This window comes from Ruegeria sp. CDSB136 (assembly GCF_059610965.1).
In genome coordinates, this window is the sequence record NZ_JBXWOP010000005.1 from 160,044 (window position 1) to 182,281 (window position 22,238).

Genomic DNA, 22,238 nt, shown 5'->3' on the forward strand with positions numbered 1-22,238 from the left:
CTATCGCCCTCTGATACGAAACACTGCGCGAATTCAGAATTTATTGCAATAATCAATGGTTTCCGGATTGTTCCTTATGTGGGGATTGGGCAACAATCAAAACAGAAAGAGCCGCGCAGACTGCGCGGCTCAAATCCGTAACGCTCTGATTTAACGTCAGTTTGTGCAGGGAATTGGGGTTTCGACGATCTCTCCGCCGCGGCGGGTCCGGATCGTACACACTCTTTCCTGGGCTTTCTTCGGAGCGGGCGCCGCCTCTTTAATACCCAACAGTTTTCGCTGGTCGACTTCGATTGCCGCGGTGATGGCCTCGTCCTCGACCCCAACCAGGGCGAGGGACAGGCGGCCGGTGCTCTGGGCCTGGGCCAGCGAGATCGCCTGTTCCGGTGTAACGGCAACCGTAACTGTACGTGCAATTGTTGTGCCTGTGACGTCCGAGCCTGCGGACTGATCAATGGCAACCAGTCTGATACTAGGAAGGATCAAACGTGTGAGTTCACCGCTGGCACCCTCGACCGCGCCCCGCAACGAGCCGGTCCAGATAATGTCGACGTCGTCTCCTGGGCGTAGAAACCCGGACACGCCGGACGCAACATCAACGCTTATGGCAAAGGCCCGCTTGCCTTTTTCCAGGCGCGAGGTCAGACCCGCGGCTTCGCCCGGCCGGGTAATCTTGACCTCCATGATCGCTTCGTCTTTTTCCATGGCCCTCATGACATAACGCTCATTGTCTCCGGTCTCGGGGAACAGGACGGTCATTTCCGTGAATGTGCCCTCGGGGATCGCGTTTTCCGGCCAATCAACGATACGCACATCTTCTTCCTTCACGCGTTCGCCATACTTTAGCGAACGGTTGGACACGATGACGCTGACGGTCGGAATTACATTGACGTTCGCGTTTGCCAAAGCTTCCTGGGCTGCCAAGCGCTCGCGTGCAAGAGCATCCTGATAGGCGGTGATATAGTTGCGCGCCATGTAAACCGCGCCGCCGGCCAGAGCCACCCCGACGATCAGAACAAGACCAAACACAGCTCGCATGCGTGCACCTCATATTTTCGATGGCCAGAGTCATTTCGGCCAGTGGGAAACTTTGAAACAGCTTATTTCCTAAACAGGAATTGTGTCGAAATGTAGGACAAAGAAGACATTTCTATCACTGTTCCACGATTGTAGGGCGAGTTGGCAACACACTCAGGTCAAGCGCAGGCCCCGGGGGGCTACGTTTCAAACGTCCAGCGTGAAGAGCCCAGAGTTGGCTGAACTATGCTTGGAAACCTTAGGCAGTAGCTCAGCTACCGCCGCCCGCGGTCCCTGAAACAACGATCCCGCCAGGCGCGTTGTTGGATCCGGTACTGATGGTCGCGCTGGACATCGCCGAGTTGGTGTTCCCGCTCAGGCTGATGGTTGCTGTCTGGATACCGAAGTAAATCAGTGTCGCAAGCGCAATGATTATGGCAGTCAGAACGACCCAGTCGACGGTGACAGCACCGTCTTCAGAGGTGATAAAGGATTTCGTGAACCTGATCATTCCGGGTCACTCCATTAAAGCAGGGTCGGGGCAGAACCGACCAATAGAATCTGTTCACTTACAACCTTTGCTGATGCACTCATTATGTTTTGCTTTGCCGGAATGGCGGGAATTGGGCAAAACATTGAATAATATGACTTATTTGGATTTCTTTGAGATGCGCATGGCCGTGACCGCGCCTGATTTTCGCTCGGTTGCCAAATCGCCGATGCCTTGCCTGGCCGGTTCTTGAGTTAACGGTTCCAAAAGAAAAGCCGCGCCAGTGTTGGCGCGGCCTGTTTCCATTTCTGGGAATTGTCTGGCTTAGTTGGTGCCCGAAGCGGTGATACCACCTGTAACGGTACCATCGCTGGTGCCGGTGTTAATGGTTGCGCTGCTCAGCGCGGTGTTCACGTCGGTTGCCATGCCCTGTGCGCCGTTAGCGATCTGCTGGTAAGCCACGGTGCCCAGACCGATGACTGCTGCGGTCAGAACAACCCAGTCCACTGTTACGGCGCCGTCTTCGTCTTTGCGGAAGTTCTTGATGAACTTGATCATGTTACGTCCCTCCTAAAGGATCTAAGTCAATTAACCTTGGCGTCTTTCAGAGCTTTCTCTCTCAGTCCGCTCATGACCGTCTCGGTATGGATATATGTTTGACCGTTGTGCGTGGCAGGAATTGGGCCAAACACAGTTTTTTTGCGCCTCCTCTTAACTTTTTGGTGACGAATTCGGCACCGCATTGAAAAATAACAAAAAAAATTTTCAAAGTGACGGTGATGACCTTCGCAAGAGATGCAAAATTGCGCCAAATGAGGCGAAATTGCCCCAATTCGCTTTGTTTTTCTGGCCTTGCGGCCGGATTCGAGGTTCAAATTCATAAAAAGAAAACAAGAGGCAGGCAAAAAATGAATCTCCGGTACGCAATCACATGCGCCGGCGTGTCGGCATTTCTGATATCGGGCACGGTTCCGGTGATCGCCGCCGATATCGAGCCGAGAGGCGTCTATAAAAGGATCAAGGCGCCAAAGCCCGGCGCGCGCCCGCGTATCACCGTTCAGATCACGGCTGAAGAACATGCATCCCAGCCTTTTGCCCCCAGCACCGGGGCCGAGCTTGAAACGCCTGAAGTGGTCAAGCGCACCGCGCTTCCGCCCGAGAACCTGCCGGGGTCGAACAGCCCTGAAAAACCTGTCGGCTCCTACACCGCCTTCTGGGACAAGATCTCGCCGGAACTGGCTGAGGCCGGGGCAGGGCGGCTGGATATGGCGATCAATGCGCTTTCATCCACAAATGTTGCTTCACCACGTTTGCAGACCCTTCAAAATATCGCACAGCTGCAGGGGATCGACATTCTGCGCTCGACAGTGGGAACCAAGGTTTCCCCGGCGCTTGTCCTTGCGGTGATTTCCGTGGAATCGGCCGGCCGGGCGGATGCTGTCAGTTCAGCCGGTGCGCAAGGACTGATGCAACTGATGCCCGCCACGGCCGAAAGGTTCGGTGTTGAGGACAGTTTTCAGCCCTCGCAGAATATCGCGGGCGGTGTGAAATACCTGAACTGGCTGATGGGGGAATTCAAAAACGACCCGATTTTGGTGCTGGCCGGATATAATGCGGGCGAAGGAGCCGTTCGCAAACACAGTGGTGTGCCGCCTTATGCGGAAACCCGCGATTACGTGCCAAAAGTGCTTGCGGCGTTTCAGGTGGCGCGCGCGTTGTGCTCGACCCCGCCGGAACTGATCTCGGATGGCTGCGTATTTCAGACGCTAAACTGAAAATGGCCCGCGAGTCGGCGGGCCATTCAATATCAGGTCAATCAGCCGACGATCGTGGCTTGGGTCGAGGCCCGCATATCGTCTTCACTGACACCGTCGGCCAGTTCGACAATCTTCAGGCCGCCTTCAACCACATCCAGCACGCCCAGATTGGTGATGATGCGATCAACGACGCCCTTACCTGTCAGCGGCAAGGTGCATTCCTTAAGCACTTTTGAATCGCCATGTTTGTTGGTGTGATCCATGACCACGATCACACGACCGACGCCGGCGACCAGATCCATCGCGCCGCCCATACCCTTGACCAGCTTGCCGGGGATCATCCAGTTGGCCAGATCGCCCTTTTCGTCCACTTCCATGGCACCCAGAATCGCCGCAGCGATCTTGCCGCCCCGGATCATGGCAAAGGACGTGGCGCTGTCGAAGTAGGACGTGCGGGACAGTTCGGTGATCGTCTGCTTGCCCGCGTTGATCAGGTCGGGGTCTTCTTCACCCTCGAACGGGAATGGACCCATGCCCAGCATGCCGTTCTCGGATTGCAGAGTGATGTCCTTGTCCCCCACATAGTTTGCCACCAGCGTCGGAATGCCGATGCCGAGGTTCACATACATGCCGTCTTCCAGCTCTTCCGCCGCGCGTGCGGCCATCTGATTGCGGTCCCAGGGCATTATGCGTCCTCCTTCTTGCGGGTGGTGCGCTGTTCGATGCGCTTTTCGTGGCTCCCCTGAATGATGCGGTGCACGTAGATGCCGGGCAGATGGATCCCATCCGGGTCGAGCGAGCCGCGCGGCACGATCTCTTCAACCTCGGCGATGCAGATCTTGCCGCAGGTCGCGGCAGGTACATTGAAGTTGCGTGCAGTCTTGCGGAAAATCAGGTTGCCGGTGTCATCGGCCTTCCAGGCTTTGACGATGGCGAGATCGGCAAAAATGCCTTCCTCCATGATGTAGGTCTCGCCGTTGAAGTCCTTGTGTTCCTTGCCGTCGGCAATCACGGTACCCACGCCGGTCTTGGTGTAAAAGCCGGGGATGCCCGCGCCGCCTGCGCGCATACGCTCGGCCAGAGTGCCTTGCGGGTTGAACTCCAGCTCCAACTCGCCGCTCAGGTACTGGCGCATGAATTCGGCGTTTTCACCGACATACGAGCTGATCATCTTTTTGACCTGCTTCGTCTGCAGCAGGATGCCGATACCGAAATCGTCGACCCCGGCGTTGTTGCTGGCAAAAGTCAGATCCTTGGCGCCCGATTCCCGGATCGCCTCAAGCAGCAGTTCGGGAATACCGCACAGGCCGAAACCGCCCGCCGCAATCAGCATGCCATCCGACAGCACCCCATCGAGCGCTTCAGTGGCATTGGCATAGATTTTCTTCATGGAAAACTCCCCCAATGACATGGTGATGCGGCAGGTTGTGCCGCCACGTCACGGGGAAGTCAATGAAACCAGAGGGCAATGGTATTTCTACCTAGCCCCGTCTCAGCCCGCCTTCTTGGCTGTCTTCTTGGCAGCGGCCTTCTTCTTTGGCGCAGCTTTTTTCTTGGTGCCCTTCTTGGCCGCACGCTCGTTGACCAGTTCAACGGCCATTTCCTGCGTCACGTCTTCGGGTTTTACGTCCTTGGGAATGGTCGCGTTGACTTTCTCCCATTTCACATACGGCCCGTAGCGCCCGTCCAGAACCTGCATCGCGCCGCCATCGGGATGCTCGCCCAGTTCCTTCAGCGGTTTGGCCGCCGCACTACGGCCCCGACCGGGGTTGGCCCGTTTTTCGGCCAGCAGTTCCACGGCCCGGTTCATCCCGATCTCGAACACGTCATTAGGGTCTTTGAGGTTGGCGTAAACCGGTTTGGCTTCATCGGCCAGTTGATGCATCAGGTAAGGCCCGAAGCGACCGAAATTCGCGCTGATCATTCCGCCTTCGGGGTGTTCGCCGATCTGGCGGGGCAGGCTGAGAAGGGTCAGCGCCTTGTCCAAATCCATGTCATCCTTGCTCCAGCCACGCGGCAGCGACGCACGGGGTGGTTTTTTGTTCTCCGGCGTCGGCTCGCCACGCTGGACATAAGGACCAAAGCGGCCGGATTTCAGCCAGATCTCATCACCCGCATCCTCGCCCAGAAGACGTTCGTCGCCTTCCGCGCCTTCACCGGCGATCGGACGGGTATACGTGCATTCCGGGTAGTTGCCGCACCCGACGAATCCGCCGGTGCGCGACGTCTTCAGGTGCAATTGCCCCACGCCGCATTTCGGGCAGATACGCGGATCCGACCCGTCCTCGCGCGGCGGATAAAGCTGCGGTGCCAGCGCTTCGTCCAGCTTGTCCAGCACTTCCGAAATGCGCAGCTCCGAGGTCTCGCCAATTGCAGCCGAAAACTCGCGCCAGAACTTGCCCAACAGATCCTTGTAGTCGCGATCCCCGGCGCTGACGTCGTCCAGCTGTTCTTCCAGATTGGCGGTGAACTCATAGCCCACGTACTGACGGAAGAAATTCAGCAGGAAGATGGTGACGATGCGGCCCTTTTCTTCAGGGATCAGCCGGTTTTTGTCCTTGCGCACATATTCCCGGTCCTGGATCGTCGTCACGATCGAGGCATAGGTCGAAGGGCGACCGATCCCCAATTCCTCCATCCGTTTGACCAAAGTGGCCTCGGTGTAACGCGGGGGCGGTTGGGTGTGATGTTGCAGGGCCAGAACGGCTTCATTCTCGGACAGGATGGCGGCCTTGTCATCGTTCGTGGCCTTTGTGTGCTGATCCCGCAATGAGGTCTTGGCAAACGGGGCAGGGTCCCCCTTCATGATCTGAGGCAGGCGTTTTTCGTCGTCATCCGTGACGTCATCGCGGCCCTCTTCATAGACGCGCATGAACCCGTCGAACAAAACCACCTGCCCGGTGGCGCGCAGACCGACCTGACCGTCGGCGCTGCCAATCTCGACCGTGGTCCGCTCCAGCCGGGCGGCGGCCATCTGGCAGGCGATTGTACGTTTCCAGATCAGATCATAAAGCTTGCGCTGATCCTCATCCGTGACCTTCAGCGCCTTGGCATCGCGGGTCATATCCGTCGGGCGGATACATTCATGCGCTTCCTGAGCGTTCTTGGCCTTGTTCTTATACATGCGCGGGCTGTCTGGCACGTATTCTGCGCCATATCGGTCGGCGATGGCGTCGCGGGTGGCAGTCACAGCTTCGGGTGCCATGTCGATGCCGTCAGTCCGCATATATGTAATGTAACCCGCCTCATACAGCCGCTGCGCCACCTGCATCGCGTGGCGGGCTCCCATGCCGAACTTGCGGCTGGCTTCCTGCTGCAGCGTGGATGTCATGAACGGCGCGCTTGGGTTGCGGGCGGCAGGCTTGGCCTCGACTGATGTCACGCTCAACGCGCGGCTGGTGATGGCCTGAACTGCCAATTCGGCTTGTGTCGAATTGGTCAGGTCGTGCGTGTCCAGCTTTTTTCCGGCCAGCGTGACCAGCCGGGCCTCGTAGGTCTGGCCGCGGGGCGTTTCGAACAAGGCCCGCACCGACCAGTATTCGACCGGCTTGAACGCCTCGATCTCCATCTCGCGCTCGACGATCAACCGCAGACAGACCGACTGCACCCGGCCAGCCGACCGCGCGCCGGGCAGCTTGCGCCACAGAACGGGTGACAGGTTGAACCCCACCAGGTAATCCAGCGCACGGCGGGCCAGATAAGCCTCGACCAGCGGCATGTCCACCTGACGCGGGTTCTGCATCGCCTGCGTCACAGCCTCTTTGGTGATGGCGTTGAATGTAACCCGGCTGACCGGTGTGTCTTTCTTGATCGAGCGCCGCTTGGTCAGCGCTTCCTGCAGGTGCCAGCTGATTGCTTCGCCCTCGCGATCGGGGTCAGTGGCCAGGATCAGCGCATTGTCGTCCTTAAGTGCGTCGGCGATGGCCTTGACGTGCTTGCGGCTGTCATTGCCGACTTCCCATTTCATCGAGAATTCATGCTCTGGATCAACCGATCCATCCTTCGGCGGCAAGTCGCGTACATGGCCGTACGAGGCCAGAACGGTGTAGTCGGGGCCCAGATATTTGTTGATCGTTTTTGCTTTGGCCGGAGATTCTACAACAACTACAGGCATTTAAGATGAATCCTTGCTCGACAGGCTTTGCGCTTTGTATGGCGGTGCAAAATGTGTGCGGCAAGATCGAATTGTCAATGCGTACCTTGCCGCATCCAGTTTTTCCCGCAATTTCAGGGCTCTGGCCGGGCCAAATTTCTTCAAACAGACGGGGCCAAGCAAAAGCCGGTGATCAGGCTACTCGCGAAAGCAGGCCGCCCGCCTGCCGCTGGATTCGTCCGTCCAGTTCCAGATCCAGCAAGGCCGGGGCGATGGCCTCGGCCGAGGCGGCAATGTCCCGGATCAACTGGTCTTCGGCCACTGGCGAAGGACCCAGCCGCGCCAGAATTTCGGCCTGCAAGACTGACGCCTCTGGCATTGCAGGGGCGTCAGACGAAGGTTGAAGGCTTAGCGGAAGTTCCGGCGCCTCTGCCACAGATTGTTGCGGCGGCAGCGCGTCAATCACGTCTTGCGCGGAACGGACCAGCGTTGCGCCATCGCGGATCAGCAGATTGCACCCGGCGGCGCGGGCATCGAACGGGTGGCCGGGTACGGCCAGAACCTCGCGCCCCTGATCCAGCGCGTCCCGCGCCGTGATCAGACTGCCGGATTTTGCCGCCGCCTCGACCACCACAACCGCCTGCGCGAGGCCCGAGATGATGCGGTTGCGCCGCGGGAAATGCCGTGCCTGCGGCGTCACCCCCATCGGCTGTTCGGACAATCGCAGGCCCTTGCGTGCAATATCGTTCGCAAGATCGGTATTTTCCGCCGGATAAACAACGTCGACCCCGCCTGCCAGAACAGCCACCGTCCCGGTGTCCAGCGACGCGATGTGCGCGGATGTGTCGATGCCGCGCGCCATGCCTGAGACGACCGTATAACCGCACGCCCCAAGCTCTTTCGCCAGGTTCCGGGCCATACGCCCCCCGAGGGACGAGCAGTTGCGCGCGCCGACCAAAGCAATTGCGGGTTTTGCCAGTACGCTGATGTCACCGATGGCCCACAGCATCGGGGGTGCATCAGACAGGGTCGACAGGGAAGCGGGGAAGTCAGCGGCCCCAAGGCACAGAAGCCGCGCTTTTGCGGCTTTTGCAGCCCTGAGTTCCGCCTCAATCACGCCGGGTGGGCATATTTCATAGTCTTCGATCCCGGCGGCGCGTGCCATTTCCGGCAACGCGGCCAGCGCATTCTGCGCCGAGCCATGTTCGCGCAACAGTCGCCGGAATGTTGCCGGGCCAACCTTGCGTGAGCGCAACAGACGGAGCCAGGAAAACCGGTCCTCTTCCGTGGTGGGTGGGAGTGGGGGGTGATAGGAAGAAAGCTGCTCTTCAGTCATCCGTTGCTCCGCCTGATTGCAGAACTGGTTTACGGGATGCGGGGTTAACAGCCTGTAAATCGTTGAAAATTATATGCTATTTGCACAGGTGGTGTACTTTGGTTGCAGGATAACCATCGGAAAGTAAAAAGAAAAACCGCGATAGCTTTCCTTGCGCAGTTCGCGGTCATTCCAATGCAGAAATCAAAAAATCAGGCGCAGTGTTAACCCTGCGCCCTTGAGTCTCCAATTGATTCCCGCTCAGGCGGCCGATCCGCCCACTGTCAGGCCATCCATCAGAACGGTTGGTTGGCCGACCCCTACGGGCACCCATTGCCCGTCCTTGCCGCAGGTGCCCATGCCCGGGTCCAGCTCCATGTCATTCCCAAGCCCGCGAATGCGCTTCAGGGCGGAAGGGCCATCCCCGATCAGCGTCGCGCCCTTGACTGGCGCACCGATCTTGCCGTTCTCGACCCGATACGCCTCGGTGCAGGAGAAAACGAACTTGCCGTTGGTGATATCCACCTGGCCACCGCCGAAGCCCACGGCCCAGATACCGTCCTTGATGTCCGCAACCAGGGCGGCAGGGTCCGCATCGCCTCCCAGCATGATCGTGTTGGTCATGCGTGGCATTGGCTTGTGCGCATAGCTTTGCCGCCGCCCGTTGCCGGTGGGCGCGACATTCATCAGCCGTGCGTTCTGGCGGTCCTGCATATACCCCGTCAGTATTCCGTCTTCGATCAGAACCGTGCGGGAACTGGGCGTGCCTTCGTCGTCCACCGTGATCGAGCCACGCCGGTCCGCGATGGTGCCGTCATCGACGACAGTCACACCCCTGGACGCGATCGGTTGCCCCATCAGCCCGGCAAAGGCTGAACTGCACTTGCGATTGAAATCCCCTTCAAGCCCGTGCCCAATCGCCTCGTGCAGCAGGATACCGGGCCAGCCGGGGCCGAGGGCCACTTCCATCACACCGGCCGGGGCAGGGACTGCGTCCAGGTTGACCAGAGCGATGCGCAATGCCTCGCGCGCCTTGTCCTGCCAGTCCGCCGGATCGATCAGCCCATCCAGACCGACACGGCCACCGCCGCCTGCCGAACCGCTTTCGCGGCGTCCGTTCTGCTCCACGATGACCGAGATGTTCAGACGGGTCATCGGGCGCACGTCGCGCACCAGAACGCCATCAGGGCGCAGAATCTCAACCTCCTGTACTGCGGCTGCGATGGTTGCGCTGACCTGAACCACCCGGGGGTCGAGATCGCGGGAAAACGCATCAATCTCGCGCAGCGTCTCGATTTTGACCGGAAAGCTGGCGGTTTCGATCGGATCCTCATCTGTGTAAAGCCGCTTGTTGGTCGCCCGCGGTGCCTCGGCCAGCGTGCCACCGCCATCCCCGACCGCCAGCCGCGCGGTCTCGGCCGCCCGTTTCAGCGCGGGGATCGAAACGTCCGTGGAATGCGCATATCCGGCAACTTCGCCCTGCACGGCGCGCAGTCCGAATCCTTCGGACGCATCATAAGACGCGGTGCGCAGGCGACCGTCATCAAAGACCAGAGATTCGGATTTGCGGCGTTCCACGAACAGCTCGCCATCCTCGGCCCCCGCCGTTGCCGATTGCAGCACCGCAAGCGCTTCATCATGCGGAATTGCGGTTTCAAAGGGGCGAAACGGGTCGTTTGACATGGCTTGGGGCCTTTCCGGTTTGATCCAGATCAAAAATAGCGTCTGTTTGACGCAAGCATTTTGCTTTATCTACCCGCAGGAATATGGTTTTTAACGCGGCCAAAGACAACGGGAGAGGTGTGGCCGATTCACACCTTTTCGCCAGGGACGCAAAGATCAAACGATCAGGACAGAAAATGAAGAATGCTTTGATGCTTTCGGGGTTTATGACAGCCCTCTCCAGCCTTCCCGCCATGGCTCAGGAGCTTGAGATTATCGGCAAGCCGACCGATGGCGGCATGGGTTTCCAGCCCGCCGCCACCAGCCTGGCCGAAGGGATTCGGGATCTGGATGGGATGATTCTGGTCATCATCACCGCCGTTTGCTTGCTGGTTGGTGGCCTGCTGCTTTACTGCATCGTGCGCTACAATCAGCGCGTTAACCCGAAGCCAGCCGGTTTCTCTCACTACACCCCGGTCGAGATCGCCTGGACGCTTGGCCCGATCCTGATTCTGGTCTTCATTGGCGCCTTCTCGCTGCCGGTTCTGTTCAAGCAGCAGGAAATTCCCGAAGGCGACGTGGTGATCAAGGTTGTCGGCAACCAGTGGTACTGGACCTATGAATACGTCGATCACGACTTTGCGTTCGACAGCTACCTGCTGGGCCACCCGGCCACCCTGGACGAAGGTGCCCGCCCAGCTGACGCTGACGTGACGCCGTTTGTTTTGGACGACGCGATGCGCGCCAAGCTGGCCGATTCCGGATACAGCGACGATGAATGGCTGTTGGCCACCGACACTGCGGTTGTCGTTCCGGTGAACAAGGTCGTCGTCATGCAGGTGACCGCATCCGATGTGATCCACTCGTGGACGATCCCGTCCTTCGGCGTGAAGCAGGACGGTGTACCCGGTCGTCTGGCCGAGCTGTGGTTCGAGGCCGACAAGGAAGGCATCTATTTCGGCCAGTGTTCGGAACTGTGCGGCAAAGACCACGCCTATATGCCGATCACCGTCAAGGTCGTCAGCCAGGAAGCCTATGATGAATGGCTGAAGAGTGCGATCGACGAATACGCAGGCCTGCCGCAATCCTATCAGATTGCTGCCAAGTAAACGCGACAGGGCGGGCTGGCCCCGCCTGAAACAACATGCAGGCTGCGCGGTAATCGCGCAGCTTTCGCCCACAAAGGACCGGAAATGAGCGACGCAAGCTTCAATGCCAGCACCGTGACCGCGAAGGGATACGCGGACGAGGCCAGCTTTGGCGATTATTTCGCCCTGCTGAAGCCGCGTGTGATGTCTCTGGTCGTGTTCACCGCGCTGGTCGGTCTGCTGGCGGCTCGGGTTTCCGTGAATCCCGTGGTCGGTTTTTGCGCCATTCTGTTCATTGCCATAGGTGGCGGTGCGTCCGGCGCGCTGAACATGTGGTGGGATGCGGACATCGACAAGGTGATGAAACGCACCAAGGGTCGTCCCATCCCGTCCGGCAAGGTTGAACCGGGTGAGGCGATGGCGCTAGGCCTCGCGTTGTCGGGCATGTCGGTCATCATGCTGGCGCTGGCTACGAACATCTTTGCCGGTGCGTTTCTTGCCTTTACTATCTTTTTCTATGTCGTGATCTACACGATGTGGCTAAAGCGCCTGACGCCGCAGAACATCGTGATCGGCGGCGCGGCCGGAGCGTTCCCGCCGGTGATCGGCTGGGTTGCCGCCACAGGCTCCATGACGCTTGAGCCGTGGCTGATGTTCGCTCTGACCTTCATGTGGACGCCGCCGCATTTCTGGGCGCTGGCCTTGTTCATGCGCACGGATTACGACGATGCCGGTGTTCCGATGCTGACGGTCACTCATGGGCGACGCGCGACCCGTGTGCATATCCTGATCTATACTGCGCTGCTGGCCATTCTAGCGGTTGGCACGGCCTTCTCGGGCATTGGCGGCCCGGTCTATCTGACCGTCGCCCTTGTTCTGAATGCGCTGTTCCTGCGCGGCGCATGGCGGATTTCCCGCCGCACCGAAGACGATGCCGAGGCGGACAATTTCAAGGTCGAGCGTGGCTTTTTCAAACTGTCGCTGTTGTATCTGTTCCTGCATTTCGGCGCCATTCTCGTGGAAGCGCTGCTGAAGCCCTATGGGCTGGGAGGCTGGTCATGAGCCTGCGCAAGAGCCACGAGTTGCACCACCGCCGTTTCAGCCGCAATCTGGGCGTGGGGCTGACCCTCGCCGCATTCATCGTGATCATCTTCGGCCTGACCATCGCCAAGGTTTCCAGCAGTTCCTTCACGGGTCCCGCTGTCGAGGTGCAGAACTGATGGCGATGTCGGGTCCTCAAAAAACGGTTGTGCAACTGGTCGGTGTGGTCGTCCTGATGGGCGGTTTGGCCTGGGCTGCGGTGCCGTTTTACAACTGGTTCTGCAGGGTTACGGGCTTTGGCGGCACCACCGGCGTCGCGCAGCAAGCCCCTGATGATATTCTCGACCGCATGGTCACGATCCGTTTCGACGGCTCCAAGGCCAAGGGCATGCCGTGGGAGTTCAAGCCCGTCGAACGCGAGATGAAGGTCCGCATCGGGGAAACCGGGCTGGCCTTTTACGAGGCCTACAATCCGACCGACAAACCCATTGCCGGGCAGGCGTCCTATAACGTGACGCCGTATTCGGCAGGCGGGTATTTCCAGAAGATCGCCTGCTTCTGCTTTGACGAGCAGGTATTGCAGCCGGGTGAGCGGGTCGAGATGCCCGTAACCTTCTTTGTCGACCCCGAAATCGTCGAAGACCCCGAAGCACAGTATGTTCATACGATCACTCTGTCGTATACATTCTACGAAATCGACCTGCCCGAGGGCTATGCCGCCCTTGACGTGCAGGCAGACACAAATACGAACTAACGCCTTAAGGTGAGGGACACTGATGGCACACGCTAAAGACCATGACTACCACATTCTGAACCCCTCGATCTGGCCGCTTGTTGGCGCCGTCGGTGGTTTTGTGATGCTGTTTGGAGCCGTCCTGTGGATGCACGGAATCACTCCGTGGATATTCTGGGCCGGTCTGGTGGCCGTTCTCTACACCATGTTCGCCTGGTGGTCCGAAGTGGTGGTTGAAAGCCGTCAGGGCGACCACACGCCAGTTGTCCGTATCGGTCTGCGCTATGGCTTCATCCTGTTCGTGATGTCCGAGGTGATGTTCTTCTTTGCCTGGTTCTGGTCGTTCTTCAAACATCGGATGTACCCGATGTACGACTATGCCGGCACCGAATACATCCAGCCGGACATCCACGCGGTTGACCCGTTCCACCTGCCGCTGATCAACACGCTGGTTCTGCTGTTGTCGGGCTGCGCGATCACCTGGGCGCACCACGCGCTTGTGCACGGCAATGACCGAAAGGCACTGGTGCAGGGTCTGGCAATCGGTATCGCGCTGGGTATTGCGTTTACCTTCCTGCAGGGTTTCGAATATTACGAACTGCTGGCCCACGGTGGTTGGGAATTCGGCGGCGATCAGTTCTATTCGAACTTCTTCATGGCAACCGGGTTCCATGGCGCACACGTGATCATCGGCACCATCTTCCTGACGGTCTGTCTGATCCGCGCACTGAAAGGCGATTTCACGCCCGAGAAACACGTCGGTTTCGAAGCGGCCGCCTGGTATTGGCACTTCGTGGACGTTGTCTGGCTGTTCCTGTTCTTTGCCGTCTACATCTGGGGTCAGGCCCCGCTGATGTAACTCCGCTTTGGTGATCCAATTGCAAAAGCCGCCCTTTGGGGCGGCTTTTTCTCTATCCGGGGCGCAAGATTGCGCCCCATACAATTGCTTGGTTGCAATTCGGGTCGCACGCCCCTTAACAAGACGCCGGTTCCTGCAATGAGGTTTGCCCAAGCCATGCGCCGCTTTCTGTTTCTGCTGATCTTCGGCCTTGCCGGTCTGGGCGTGCTGGTGTCGCTGGGCGTCTGGCAGGTGCAGAGACTTGCGTGGAAACAGGGGATCCTGGCCGAGATCGAAAGCCGGATCTCAGCCGAGCCCGTTGCTTTGCCTCCGCAGGTTTCGGAGGATGCCGACAAGTATCTGCCGGTCACTGTCTCTGGCGAAATGGAACCGGGCGAAATCCATGTTCTGGTTTCGGTCAAGCAGGTTGGGGCCGGGTATCGCATCATCCAGTCCTTCAGTACCGCGGATCGGACAATTCTGGTGGACCGGGGTTTCGTCCGGACCACTGCCAAGCAGGCGGAGCGTTCGACCGGGCCTATGGAGATCACCGGCAATCTGCACTGGCCCGATGAGATCGACAGCTATACGCCCGATCCGGACATCGATGACAACATCTGGTTTGCCCGGGATGTGCCAAATCTGGCCGCAGCGCTGGGAGCGGAGCCGGTGCTGTTGATTGCCCGCACGAAAACCGACCCGAATGTAACGCCTTTGCCAGTGGATGCGGCGGGTATCCCGAACGATCATTTGCAATATGCAATCACCTGGTTTGGTCTGGCTCTGGTCTGGGCCGCGATGACCGGGTACTTCCTGTGGCGCAGCCGTGCCAATACTGAGAGTGACGCGACATGAAATACATCTCGACCCGTGGGCAGGCGCCCGAACTGACCTTTGAAGAGGCGATGCTGACCGGACTGGCCCGCGATGGCGGCCTGTACCTGCCTGCCGAAATTCCGGTAATGTCACAGGACGAGATCGCCGCTCTGGCCGGTCTGTCCTATGAAGAAATCGCGTTCCGCGTGATGTGGCCCTATGTCAGCGGCTCGTTTGCCGAAGATGAGTTCAAGGAAATCATCGCCCGTGCTTACGAAGGTTTCGGCCATGATGCCCGGGCACCATTGAAGCAGCTAAACGAAAACCATTTCCTGCTGGAATTGTTCCACGGCCCGACGCTGGCATTCAAGGATTTCGCGATGCAGTTGATCGGTCAGCTGTTCCAGGTCGCTCTGAAACGGCGGGGCGATCGGGTGACCATCGTCGGCGCGACCAGCGGCGACACCGGATCGGCGGCCATCGAGGCGTTCCGGGGTCTGGATGCCGTGGACGTATTCATCTTGTATCCGCATGGCCGCGTGTCCGAGGTGCAGCGCCGTCAGATGACCACACCCGCCGATGGCAACGTGCATGCGCTTGCCGTGGATGGGGATTTCGACGATTGCCAGGCCGCGCTGAAGGATATGTTCAACGATTTCGACTTCCGCGATGGTGTGAAACTGGCGGGCGTGAACTCGATCAACTTTGCCCGTGTTCTGGCGCAGATCGTCTATTACTTTTCGGCGGCTGTCAGCCTCGGAGCCCCGCACCGCAAGGTCAGCTTTACCGTCCCCACCGGCAATTTCGGTGACATCTTCGCGGGCTATCTGGCCAAACGCATGGGGCTTCCAATCGACCGTCTGGTCGTGGCCACGAACCAGAACGACATCCTGCACCGTTGCCTGTCGGGCGAGGGGTATTTCAAGGGCGAAACCATCCCTTCGATCAGCCCGTCGATGGATATTCAGGTCAGCTCGAACTTCGAACGCGCGTTGTATTATGCCTATGGCGAAGACGGCGCCGCAGTGGCCCAATTGATGGACGAACTAAAGACGGGCGGCTTCAACGTCAGCCAGGGCGCGATGGAGGCCTTGCGTGAAAGCTTCGACTCCGGTCGCGTGTCCGAAGACGAAACGCTTGCGACGATCAAGAACACGCTCGCCCACAGCGCCGAGCTGGTTTGCCCGCATACCGCCGTCGGCGTCAGGGTCGCCGAAGCGCACCGCACGGCGGACGTGCCGATGATCACACTGGCCACCGCGCACCCGGCGAAATTCCCGGCTGCGGTCGAGAAGGCGAGCGGCGTGCATCCGCCTCTTCCATCCCGCATGTCTGATCTGTATGAACGTCCGGAACGGGTGACCCGCATTGCCAACGATCTGGGTGCCCTCGAGGATCATATCAGAAGGCATATTGCTGAGTGACTGTCAGACAGGACCAACTGAAGAACGGGTTTCGTATCGTCAGTGAACATATGCCGGGGCTGCAATCGGCGGCCATCGGTATCTGGGTAACCGCCGGCGGGCGGCACGAGCGGATCGAGCAGAACGGCATCGCCCATTTCCTTGAACACATGGCGTTCAAGGGAACCAAGCGGCGTTCCGCACTGCAGATCGCCGAGGCGATCGAAGATGTGGGCGGCTATATCAATGCCTACACCTCGCGCGAAGTAACGGCCTATTACGCACGTGTCCTGAAAGACGACGTGGCGCTGGCCATGGATGTCATCGGCGACATTGTCCTGAATCCGGTTTTCGACCCGCGCGAGATCGAAGTCGAGCGCGGCGTCATCCTGCAGGAGATCGGTCAGGCCTATGACACGCCCGACGACGTGATCTTTGACTGGTTGCAGGAGCAGAGCTATCACGACCAGCCCCTTGGCCGGACCATTCTCGGCCCAACCGAAAGGGTCAGTTCGTTCTCGCGCGAGGATCTGTCGGGCTTCGTGGCAGAGCATTACGGCCCGGATCAGATGATCCTGTCCGCCGCCGGCGCTGTGGATCACGATGCGCTGAAGAAACTGGCCGAGGAGATGTTTGGCCATCTGACACCCAGAACCGGCCTGATCGCCGAGCCTGCGCGGTTCACCGGCGGTGAGGCGCGGCAGGAAAAAGCGCTGGAACAGGCCCATTTCGCACTGGCGCTGGAAAGCCCCGGCTATCGTGACGATGCGATCTATACCGCACAGATCTACTCGACCGCACTGGGTGGCGGCATGTCCTCGCGTCTGTTTCAGGAAGTGCGCGAGACGCGCGGGCTTTGCTACACGATTTTCGCGCAGACAGGTGCCTATGCCGATACCGGGACAACCACGATCTATGCCGGAACATCGGCCGATCAGGTTGGCGAACTGGCAACGATCACCATCGACGAGATGAAGCGCGCCGCCGAAGATATGAGCGAGGAAGAGGTCGCCCGTGCCCGTGCGCAGATGAAGGCGGGGATGCTGATGGGGCTGGAAAGCCCCTCGAACCGCGCCGAACGTCTGGCGCGGCTGGTGCAGATCTGGGGCAGGGTGCCCTCGCTCGAAGATACCGTCGCCAAGATCGACGCCGTCAGCACCGAGGACGTCCGCGTCTTCGCCGAACAGATGGCCGTACAGGCCCCGGCAGCGCTGGCGCTCTATGGTCCGGTCTCGGGCGCGCCTACGCTGGCGCAATTGCAGGAGAGGCGTGCGGCGTGATGCTGTTGGGCAGACGCAAGCTGAAACTCGAAACCGAGCGGCTGAGCCTGCGTCCGCCTGTGCATTCCGATTTCAATGACTGGGCCGCGTTGCGGCGGGCGTCGCGAGATTATCTGACCCCGTGGGAGCCGATCTGGGCCCAGGATCACCTGAGCCGCAAATCCTTCACCAACCGGGTCTACTGGGCGCAGCGCTCGGTCGGCAGCAGTACGGCGATCCCGTTGTTCCTGTTTCGCCGCAGCGACAACGTACTGCTGGGGGCGATCACGCTGGACAACATCCGGCGTGGCCCGGCGCAGGCCGGAACGCTTGGCTATTGGACGGGTCAGGCGTTTGCCCGGCAGGGGTATATGCGCGAGGCCATCGGCGCGGTTGTGCACCACGCCTTTACACGCCTTGACCTGAGCCGGATCGAGGCTGCCTGCCTTCCTGAAAACAATGCCTCGCGCGGGTTGCTGGAAAGCTCGGGGTTCAAATACGAAGGCGTGGCGCAGTCATATCTGCAGATCAACGGGCGCTGGCGGACGCATGTTCTTTATGCCAGCCTGCGTTCGGACCGGCGCGGCAAGACCGACGCCGGGTAGGTGGCCCCAAAGGGGCCATCGGGGGCTCTGCCCCCGGCCGCGGCAAGCCGCGTCTCCCCCGGGATATTCTTGGCCAGATGAACAAGGGGCATGACTTGGTCGCGTTCTGCGCTACACTCTCCTCATGCGCTGGGTGGTTCTGGCATTGATGGTAATCTCGGGAGCGGTGTCGGCGCAGGAGCGGCGACCGAGCCATTGTATTGCCATTGCAGACGCGGCACCGGGCATTGAGTATCTGCATAAGGCTGCGTGGACCGACCCGGTGCCCGAGTTTTCGGTGCGCATCAGTTACATTGCCCACGCATCGTTTCTGATACAGACACGGGGTGGCTTGAACTCGGTCACCGATTTCACCGGTTTCATCGGCAGCGCCGATCTGATCCCCGACGTGGTGACGATGAACCACGCCCACAATACGCACTGGACGGCGCATCCGGATCCTGCCATCCCCCATGTCCTGCCGGGTTGGGGCGAATTCGGGCAGGGGATCGAACACTATCTTGATCTTGGTGAATTGGTGGTGCGCAACGTGTCGACCGATATCCGATCGACCCTGGGTGGGGTCGAGACCAAGGGCAATTCTATTTTCGTATTCGAGGTCGAAGGCCTGTGCATCGGCCATCTGGGGCATCTGCACCATGTCCCTTCGGACGAGCAGTTTGCCGCGTTGGGACGTTTGGATGTGGTGATGGCGGCCGTGGATGGAGGCACGACCATGCCCCTGCCCGAGATGATCACTGTCCTCAAGCGCCTCAAAAGCTCGGTTATCATACCGATGCACTGGTTCTCGGGGTTTTCGCTGGATCGGTTCCTGATTGACATCCGGGATACATTCCCGGTGGAGCGTGACGGGGTTTCCGAGATCACGGTGTCGCTCAAAACGCTCCCCGACCGGCCAACCGTCGTGGTGCTGGAGCCGCAGTACCTGATTGATCTGGAATAAGACTTGTTGCAGCCGCGTGAGTTGGGCAAGGAAGGGGCATGATATTTAATCCCGCCGATGAAACCCTTGCCCGAAGGATCGAGGCTGAACTGGGTGACGCGATCCTGCGCCCTGTCGCGGCGCGATATCTGGAAGAACCGCGCCGCCGGTTTGCCGGGCATGTCGGCCTGCTGGCCGCGCCGCGCACGGTTCACGAGGTGGCGGGCCTGATCCGCATCGCATCCGACGCACGGGTGTCGGTTGTTCCTTATGGCGGCGGAACGGGACTGGTCGGCGGGCAAGTGATGCCGGACGGACCGCCGCCGCTGCTAATATCGCTTGAGCGGATGACGGCCATCCGGGCGGTCTATCCGTCCGAGAACGTGCTGGTGGCCGAGGCTGGGGCGATTCTTGCCGATGTCCAGGCAGCTGCCGAAAGCGCCGACCGCCTGTTCCCTCTGTCCCTTGCCGCGCAGGGGTCTTGTCGCATCGGCGGGAATCTCGCGACCAATGCAGGTGGGGTGAACGTGCTGCGCTACGGTAATGCGCGTGATCTGTGCCTGGGTCTTGAGGCGGTGCTGCCGAATGGCGACATCTGGAACGGGCTCAGCCGGTTGCGCAAGGACAACACCGGCTATGATCTGCGCAACCTGTTGATCGGGTCGGAAGGGACGCTGGGGATCATCACGGCGGCCGCACTGAAGCTGTTTCCGCGCCCGGCCGGTATTGGAACCGCGATGTTTCAGGTGACGTCTGCGCAGGCCGCCATCGATCTTCTGGCGCTTGCGCGGGACCAGTTCGGCGAAGCGGTATCGACGTTCGAACTGATCCACCGGCAGGGGCTGGAGTTTCTGTCCGAAGTTCTGCCCGCCATCCGGCAACCCTTTGCGGTGCCGCCGGAATGGTGTGTGCTGATCGAACTGGGCTTGTCGCGCGGGCTTTCTCCGACAGACACGCTTGCGGACCTTTTTGAACAGGCAAGTCAGCGCGGCTTGGTCAGCGATGGTGTGATTGCCCAGAACGAAACACAGCGTCACGAGTTGTGGTCAGTGCGCGAAGACATCCCCGAGGCGAACCGGATGATCGGCTCGGTCTCCAGCCACGATATCTCGATCCCGATTTCGCGTGTCCCCGAGTTCATTCGGCGCGGCGCGGAGATTGTGGCCGGGCTTGGGCCGTACCGGATCAATTGTTTTGGACATCTCGGGGACGGGAACCTGCACTATAACGTGTTCCCGCCAAAGGGCCGCGACAGATCCGAATTCGATGCGCAACGGGCCGAGGTCAAGCATGCGGTGCATGAGCTAGTGCACGAATTCGAAGGGTCCGTCAGCGCTGAACACGGGGTCGGGCGGCTGAAAACAGATGATCTTCAGCGCTATGGAGAGCCCGCCAAGCTGTCAGTAATGCGGGCGATCAAGGCGGCACTTGACCCCAATGGGATCATGAACCCGGGTGCTGTCCTGAAGGCATAGCTGCGGCCCGTGTGATACGGGCCGCGCACTGCACTTAAGAGACAGGCAGGATCACCTTGTCGATAACGTGGATGACGCCATTGGACGTCTCGATATCGGCCTGAACAACATTCGCGTCGTTGATCATCACGCCATTGTCCAGATCGATCGTGACCTCGCCACCCTGAACGGTTGCGGCTTTCATGTCGTCGGACAGGTCGCCGGACATCACCTTGCCGGGCACCACGTGGTAGGTCAGAACGGCGACAAGCTGGTCCTTGTTCTCGGGTTTCAGCAGGGTCTCAACCGTGCCTTCGGGCAGGGCGGCAAAGGCCTCGTCTGTGGGGGCGAAAACGGTGAACGGCCCTTCACCTTTCAACGTGTCGACAAGCTCGGCGGCCTGAACGGCTGCAACGAGGGTTTCAAAGCTTCCGGCGCCGACCGCTGTGTCAACGATGTCCTTGGAATGGCCGTCAGCGTAAGCAGCTGTTCCGACGAAAAGGCTTGCTGCACCGGCGATTGCGAGTTTGCGAAACATGGTCTGTAATCCCTTGATGGAATGCCGTTGTTGGCATCCTCTGGGCTACGCGCCGCTCTCAAGAAGAGATCACTGAATATGTCGATAAGTTTGGGTTGAACACAATGTGAACCGCGCTAAGCCGGCGCGGTCGCATATTTCCATTCACGGTTTTGTGATTGAATCGAGGCTCACAGCCCCTCGAATTCACACAGGACGTGGACATCCATGCCCATGCCTTCCAGCACCTTGCGGCCGCCCAGATCGGGCAGGTCGATGATGAATGAGCATGACACGATCTCGCCGCCCAGCCGTTCGATCAGCTTGATGCCGGCAGCGGCGGTGCCGCCGGTGGCCAGCAGGTCATCGACGACAAGGATCTTTTCACCGGGCTGAATGGCGTCGTCATGGATTTCGACGATCGCCTCGCCGTATTCCAGTTTGTAGTCCTGGCTGATCGTGGTACCGGGCAGCTTGCCTTTCTTGCGGATCGGGACAAATCCGACGCTCAGCTGATGCGCTATCGCTCCGCCCAGGATGAATCCGCGCGCCTCAAGTCCCACGACCTTGTCGATCTGCTCGCCCGCATAAGGGTGCAGCATCTGGTCGATGGCCATGCGAAACCCACGCGGGTCTGCAAACAGCGTGGTGACGTCCCGGAACATGATCCCTTCATGGGGGAAATCAACGATGGTGCGGATATAATCCTTGACCGTAGTGTGTTTGGGCATGCGCGACCCCTTGCCTCGTGCTACGCGGGGTGTTTGGCCTATCCGTGCCTTTCACGCAAGCAAAGTTTGGCTTTTCGGGCTCACCTGCGGCGCTTTGGCAGCGCCATGGGAAGGCCGTAGTAGCAGTAACGTCCCACAGGCAGCCACGACAGATGCGGCTTGCGCCAGTTGGGCTGATCTTTCAGGAGAAACGCCTGAGCGACGTTAAGGTTCATTGCTACAAGTCCTGTTTTATTGTTATGCACACGATATCTACATTCTCTATGCAATGTATATACAATGCGCAGCTAAAGGAATCGAGAATTTGACAGGGTCCAGAGGCGTGACACAGAAAATCGGTAAAGGTTCTACCAGGAAAAACAGTCAGTTGGTTCTGCGGCTGGACAGAGATGAGCGTGACGCTTTTGTCGAGTTATGTAAAGAGCTGGACACCTCGGCGGCGCGCGAAATCCGACGCTTCATTCGTGGGTTCATGAAGGAACACGCCGAGGGGTAGC

Annotated in this window: 25 protein-coding genes; 14 read left to right on the forward strand and 11 right to left on the reverse strand. The window is 59.5% G+C overall.

Going from position 1 to position 22,238, the window contains the following annotated elements:
• Window positions 1-156 precede the first annotated feature (156 nt).
• Together cpaB and AC2FIR_RS07585 are read right to left on the reverse strand one after the other, a co-directional pair.
• On the reverse strand, window positions 157-1,038 hold the full coding sequence (cpaB, locus tag AC2FIR_RS07580) for a Flp pilus assembly protein CpaB (protein ID WP_170613274.1): 882 nt from the start codon (window positions 1,036-1,038) through the stop codon (window positions 157-159).
• Between the two features lie 250 nt (window positions 1,039-1,288).
• Window positions 1,289-1,528 carry a hypothetical protein gene (locus tag AC2FIR_RS07585; protein WP_496744797.1) on the reverse strand — a complete coding sequence of 80 codons (240 nt, stop codon included), beginning with the start codon at window positions 1,526-1,528 and terminating at the stop codon, window positions 1,289-1,291.
• Between AC2FIR_RS07585 and AC2FIR_RS07590 the strand changes: the two genes are divergently transcribed.
• Window positions 1,515-1,760, forward strand: coding sequence for a hypothetical protein (locus AC2FIR_RS07590; protein WP_496715427.1), 246 nt, complete (start codon window positions 1,515-1,517; stop codon window positions 1,758-1,760). The two genes, AC2FIR_RS07585 and AC2FIR_RS07590, sit on opposite strands and share 14 nt — an antisense overlap.
• A gap of 71 nt (window positions 1,761-1,831) precedes the next feature.
• Here AC2FIR_RS07590 and AC2FIR_RS07595 read toward each other — a convergent pair whose 3' ends face one another.
• Complete coding sequence (locus AC2FIR_RS07595; RefSeq protein WP_170613268.1) at window positions 1,832-2,065, reverse strand: Flp family type IVb pilin; 234 nt, start codon at window positions 2,063-2,065, stop codon at window positions 1,832-1,834.
• 350 nt (window positions 2,066-2,415) lie between these two features.
• Here AC2FIR_RS07595 and AC2FIR_RS07600 point away from each other — a divergent pair, with 350 nt between their 5' ends.
• Complete coding sequence (locus AC2FIR_RS07600) at window positions 2,416-3,282, forward strand: lytic transglycosylase domain-containing protein (RefSeq protein WP_170613266.1); 867 nt, start codon at window positions 2,416-2,418, stop codon at window positions 3,280-3,282.
• 41 nt (window positions 3,283-3,323) lie between these two features.
• Here the strand turns inward: AC2FIR_RS07600 and AC2FIR_RS07605 are convergent, their stop codons facing one another.
• The 5 genes from AC2FIR_RS07605 to tldD form a co-directional block, all read right to left on the reverse strand.
• On the reverse strand, window positions 3,324-3,950 hold the full coding sequence (locus AC2FIR_RS07605) for a 3-oxoacid CoA-transferase subunit B (protein ID WP_170613264.1): 627 nt from the start codon (window positions 3,948-3,950) through the stop codon (window positions 3,324-3,326).
• Window positions 3,950-4,654, reverse strand: coding sequence for a CoA transferase subunit A (locus AC2FIR_RS07610; protein WP_170613262.1), 705 nt, complete (start codon window positions 4,652-4,654; stop codon window positions 3,950-3,952). Before AC2FIR_RS07610 ends, AC2FIR_RS07605 begins: the two co-directional genes overlap by 1 nt.
• A 102-nt stretch (window positions 4,655-4,756) precedes the next feature.
• On the reverse strand, window positions 4,757-7,378 hold the full coding sequence (topA, locus tag AC2FIR_RS07615) for a type I DNA topoisomerase (protein WP_496744796.1): 2,622 nt from the start codon (window positions 7,376-7,378) through the stop codon (window positions 4,757-4,759).
• 172 nt (window positions 7,379-7,550) lie between these two features.
• The gene (dprA, locus tag AC2FIR_RS07620; protein ID WP_170825134.1) at window positions 7,551-8,693 is read right to left on the reverse strand and encodes a DNA-processing protein DprA; all 1,143 of its coding nucleotides are present in this window, start codon (window positions 8,691-8,693) and stop codon (window positions 7,551-7,553) included.
• Window positions 8,694-8,933: 240 nt separating this feature from the next.
• Entirely contained in the window at window positions 8,934-10,355 is a 1,422-nt protein-coding gene (tldD, locus tag AC2FIR_RS07625; RefSeq protein ID WP_496715423.1) for a metalloprotease TldD, read from the reverse strand.
• Window positions 10,356-10,531: 176 nt separating this feature from the next.
• Here tldD and coxB point away from each other — a divergent pair, with 176 nt between their 5' ends.
• The 11 genes from coxB to AC2FIR_RS07680 all read left to right on the forward strand — a co-directional run bounded on the left by coxB (window position 10,532) and on the right by AC2FIR_RS07680 (window position 20,514).
• Entirely contained in the window at window positions 10,532-11,443 is a 912-nt protein-coding gene (gene coxB / locus AC2FIR_RS07630) for a cytochrome c oxidase subunit II (protein WP_170613254.1), read from the forward strand.
• A gap of 84 nt (window positions 11,444-11,527) precedes the next feature.
• Window positions 11,528-12,484, forward strand: a complete 957-nt coding sequence (gene cyoE, locus AC2FIR_RS07635) for a heme o synthase (RefSeq protein WP_496715420.1) — start codon at window positions 11,528-11,530, stop codon at window positions 12,482-12,484.
• The gene (locus AC2FIR_RS07640) at window positions 12,481-12,642 is read left to right on the forward strand and encodes a cytochrome c oxidase system small membrane protein (protein WP_170613250.1); all 162 of its coding nucleotides are present in this window, start codon (window positions 12,481-12,483) and stop codon (window positions 12,640-12,642) included. Before cyoE ends, AC2FIR_RS07640 begins: the two co-directional genes overlap by 4 nt.
• Window positions 12,642-13,217, forward strand: a complete 576-nt coding sequence (locus AC2FIR_RS07645) for a cytochrome c oxidase assembly protein (RefSeq protein ID WP_170619417.1) — start codon at window positions 12,642-12,644, stop codon at window positions 13,215-13,217. Before AC2FIR_RS07640 ends, AC2FIR_RS07645 begins: the two co-directional genes overlap by 1 nt.
• A 22-nt stretch (window positions 13,218-13,239) precedes the next feature.
• Window positions 13,240-14,055, forward strand: coding sequence for a cytochrome c oxidase subunit 3 (locus AC2FIR_RS07650; protein ID WP_170613246.1), 816 nt, complete (start codon window positions 13,240-13,242; stop codon window positions 14,053-14,055).
• A 156-nt stretch (window positions 14,056-14,211) separates the two neighbouring features.
• Window positions 14,212-14,889 carry an SURF1 family protein gene (locus AC2FIR_RS07655; protein WP_170613244.1) on the forward strand — a complete coding sequence of 226 codons (678 nt, stop codon included), beginning with the start codon at window positions 14,212-14,214 and terminating at the stop codon, window positions 14,887-14,889.
• Window positions 14,886-16,274, forward strand: a complete 1,389-nt coding sequence (gene thrC / locus AC2FIR_RS07660) for a threonine synthase (RefSeq protein ID WP_170613242.1) — start codon at window positions 14,886-14,888, stop codon at window positions 16,272-16,274. Before AC2FIR_RS07655 ends, thrC begins: the two co-directional genes overlap by 4 nt.
• Window positions 16,271-17,533, forward strand: coding sequence for a M16 family metallopeptidase (locus tag AC2FIR_RS07665; protein ID WP_170613240.1), 1,263 nt, complete (start codon window positions 16,271-16,273; stop codon window positions 17,531-17,533). The genes thrC and AC2FIR_RS07665 overlap by 4 nt, the downstream gene beginning before the upstream one ends.
• Window positions 17,533-18,117, forward strand: coding sequence for a GNAT family N-acetyltransferase (locus tag AC2FIR_RS07670; protein WP_170613774.1), 585 nt, complete (start codon window positions 17,533-17,535; stop codon window positions 18,115-18,117). The genes AC2FIR_RS07665 and AC2FIR_RS07670 overlap by 1 nt, the downstream gene beginning before the upstream one ends.
• 124 nt (window positions 18,118-18,241) lie before the next feature.
• On the forward strand, window positions 18,242-19,060 hold the full coding sequence (locus AC2FIR_RS07675; RefSeq protein WP_170815908.1) for an MBL fold metallo-hydrolase: 819 nt from the start codon (window positions 18,242-18,244) through the stop codon (window positions 19,058-19,060).
• A 38-nt stretch (window positions 19,061-19,098) separates the two neighbouring features.
• The gene (locus tag AC2FIR_RS07680) at window positions 19,099-20,514 is read left to right on the forward strand and encodes an FAD-binding oxidoreductase (RefSeq protein ID WP_170619415.1); all 1,416 of its coding nucleotides are present in this window, start codon (window positions 19,099-19,101) and stop codon (window positions 20,512-20,514) included.
• A 34-nt stretch (window positions 20,515-20,548) separates the two neighbouring features.
• Here AC2FIR_RS07680 and AC2FIR_RS07685 read toward each other — a convergent pair whose 3' ends face one another.
• The 3 genes from AC2FIR_RS07685 to AC2FIR_RS07695 form a co-directional block, all read right to left on the reverse strand.
• On the reverse strand, window positions 20,549-21,031 hold the full coding sequence (locus tag AC2FIR_RS07685; protein WP_496715415.1) for a fasciclin domain-containing protein: 483 nt from the start codon (window positions 21,029-21,031) through the stop codon (window positions 20,549-20,551).
• A gap of 170 nt (window positions 21,032-21,201) precedes the next feature.
• Window positions 21,202-21,741, reverse strand: a complete 540-nt coding sequence (locus AC2FIR_RS07690) for an adenine phosphoribosyltransferase (RefSeq protein ID WP_170619414.1) — start codon at window positions 21,739-21,741, stop codon at window positions 21,202-21,204.
• An 80-nt stretch (window positions 21,742-21,821) separates the two neighbouring features.
• On the reverse strand, window positions 21,822-21,956 hold the full coding sequence (locus AC2FIR_RS07695) for a hypothetical protein (RefSeq protein ID WP_480440744.1): 135 nt from the start codon (window positions 21,954-21,956) through the stop codon (window positions 21,822-21,824).
• A gap of 107 nt (window positions 21,957-22,063) precedes the next feature.
• On the opposite strand from AC2FIR_RS07695, the gene AC2FIR_RS07700 reads away from it, so the two are divergent.
• Complete coding sequence (locus AC2FIR_RS07700) at window positions 22,064-22,237, forward strand: hypothetical protein (protein WP_170613230.1); 174 nt, start codon at window positions 22,064-22,066, stop codon at window positions 22,235-22,237.
• The last annotated feature ends 1 nt before the right edge of the window (window position 22,238 follow it).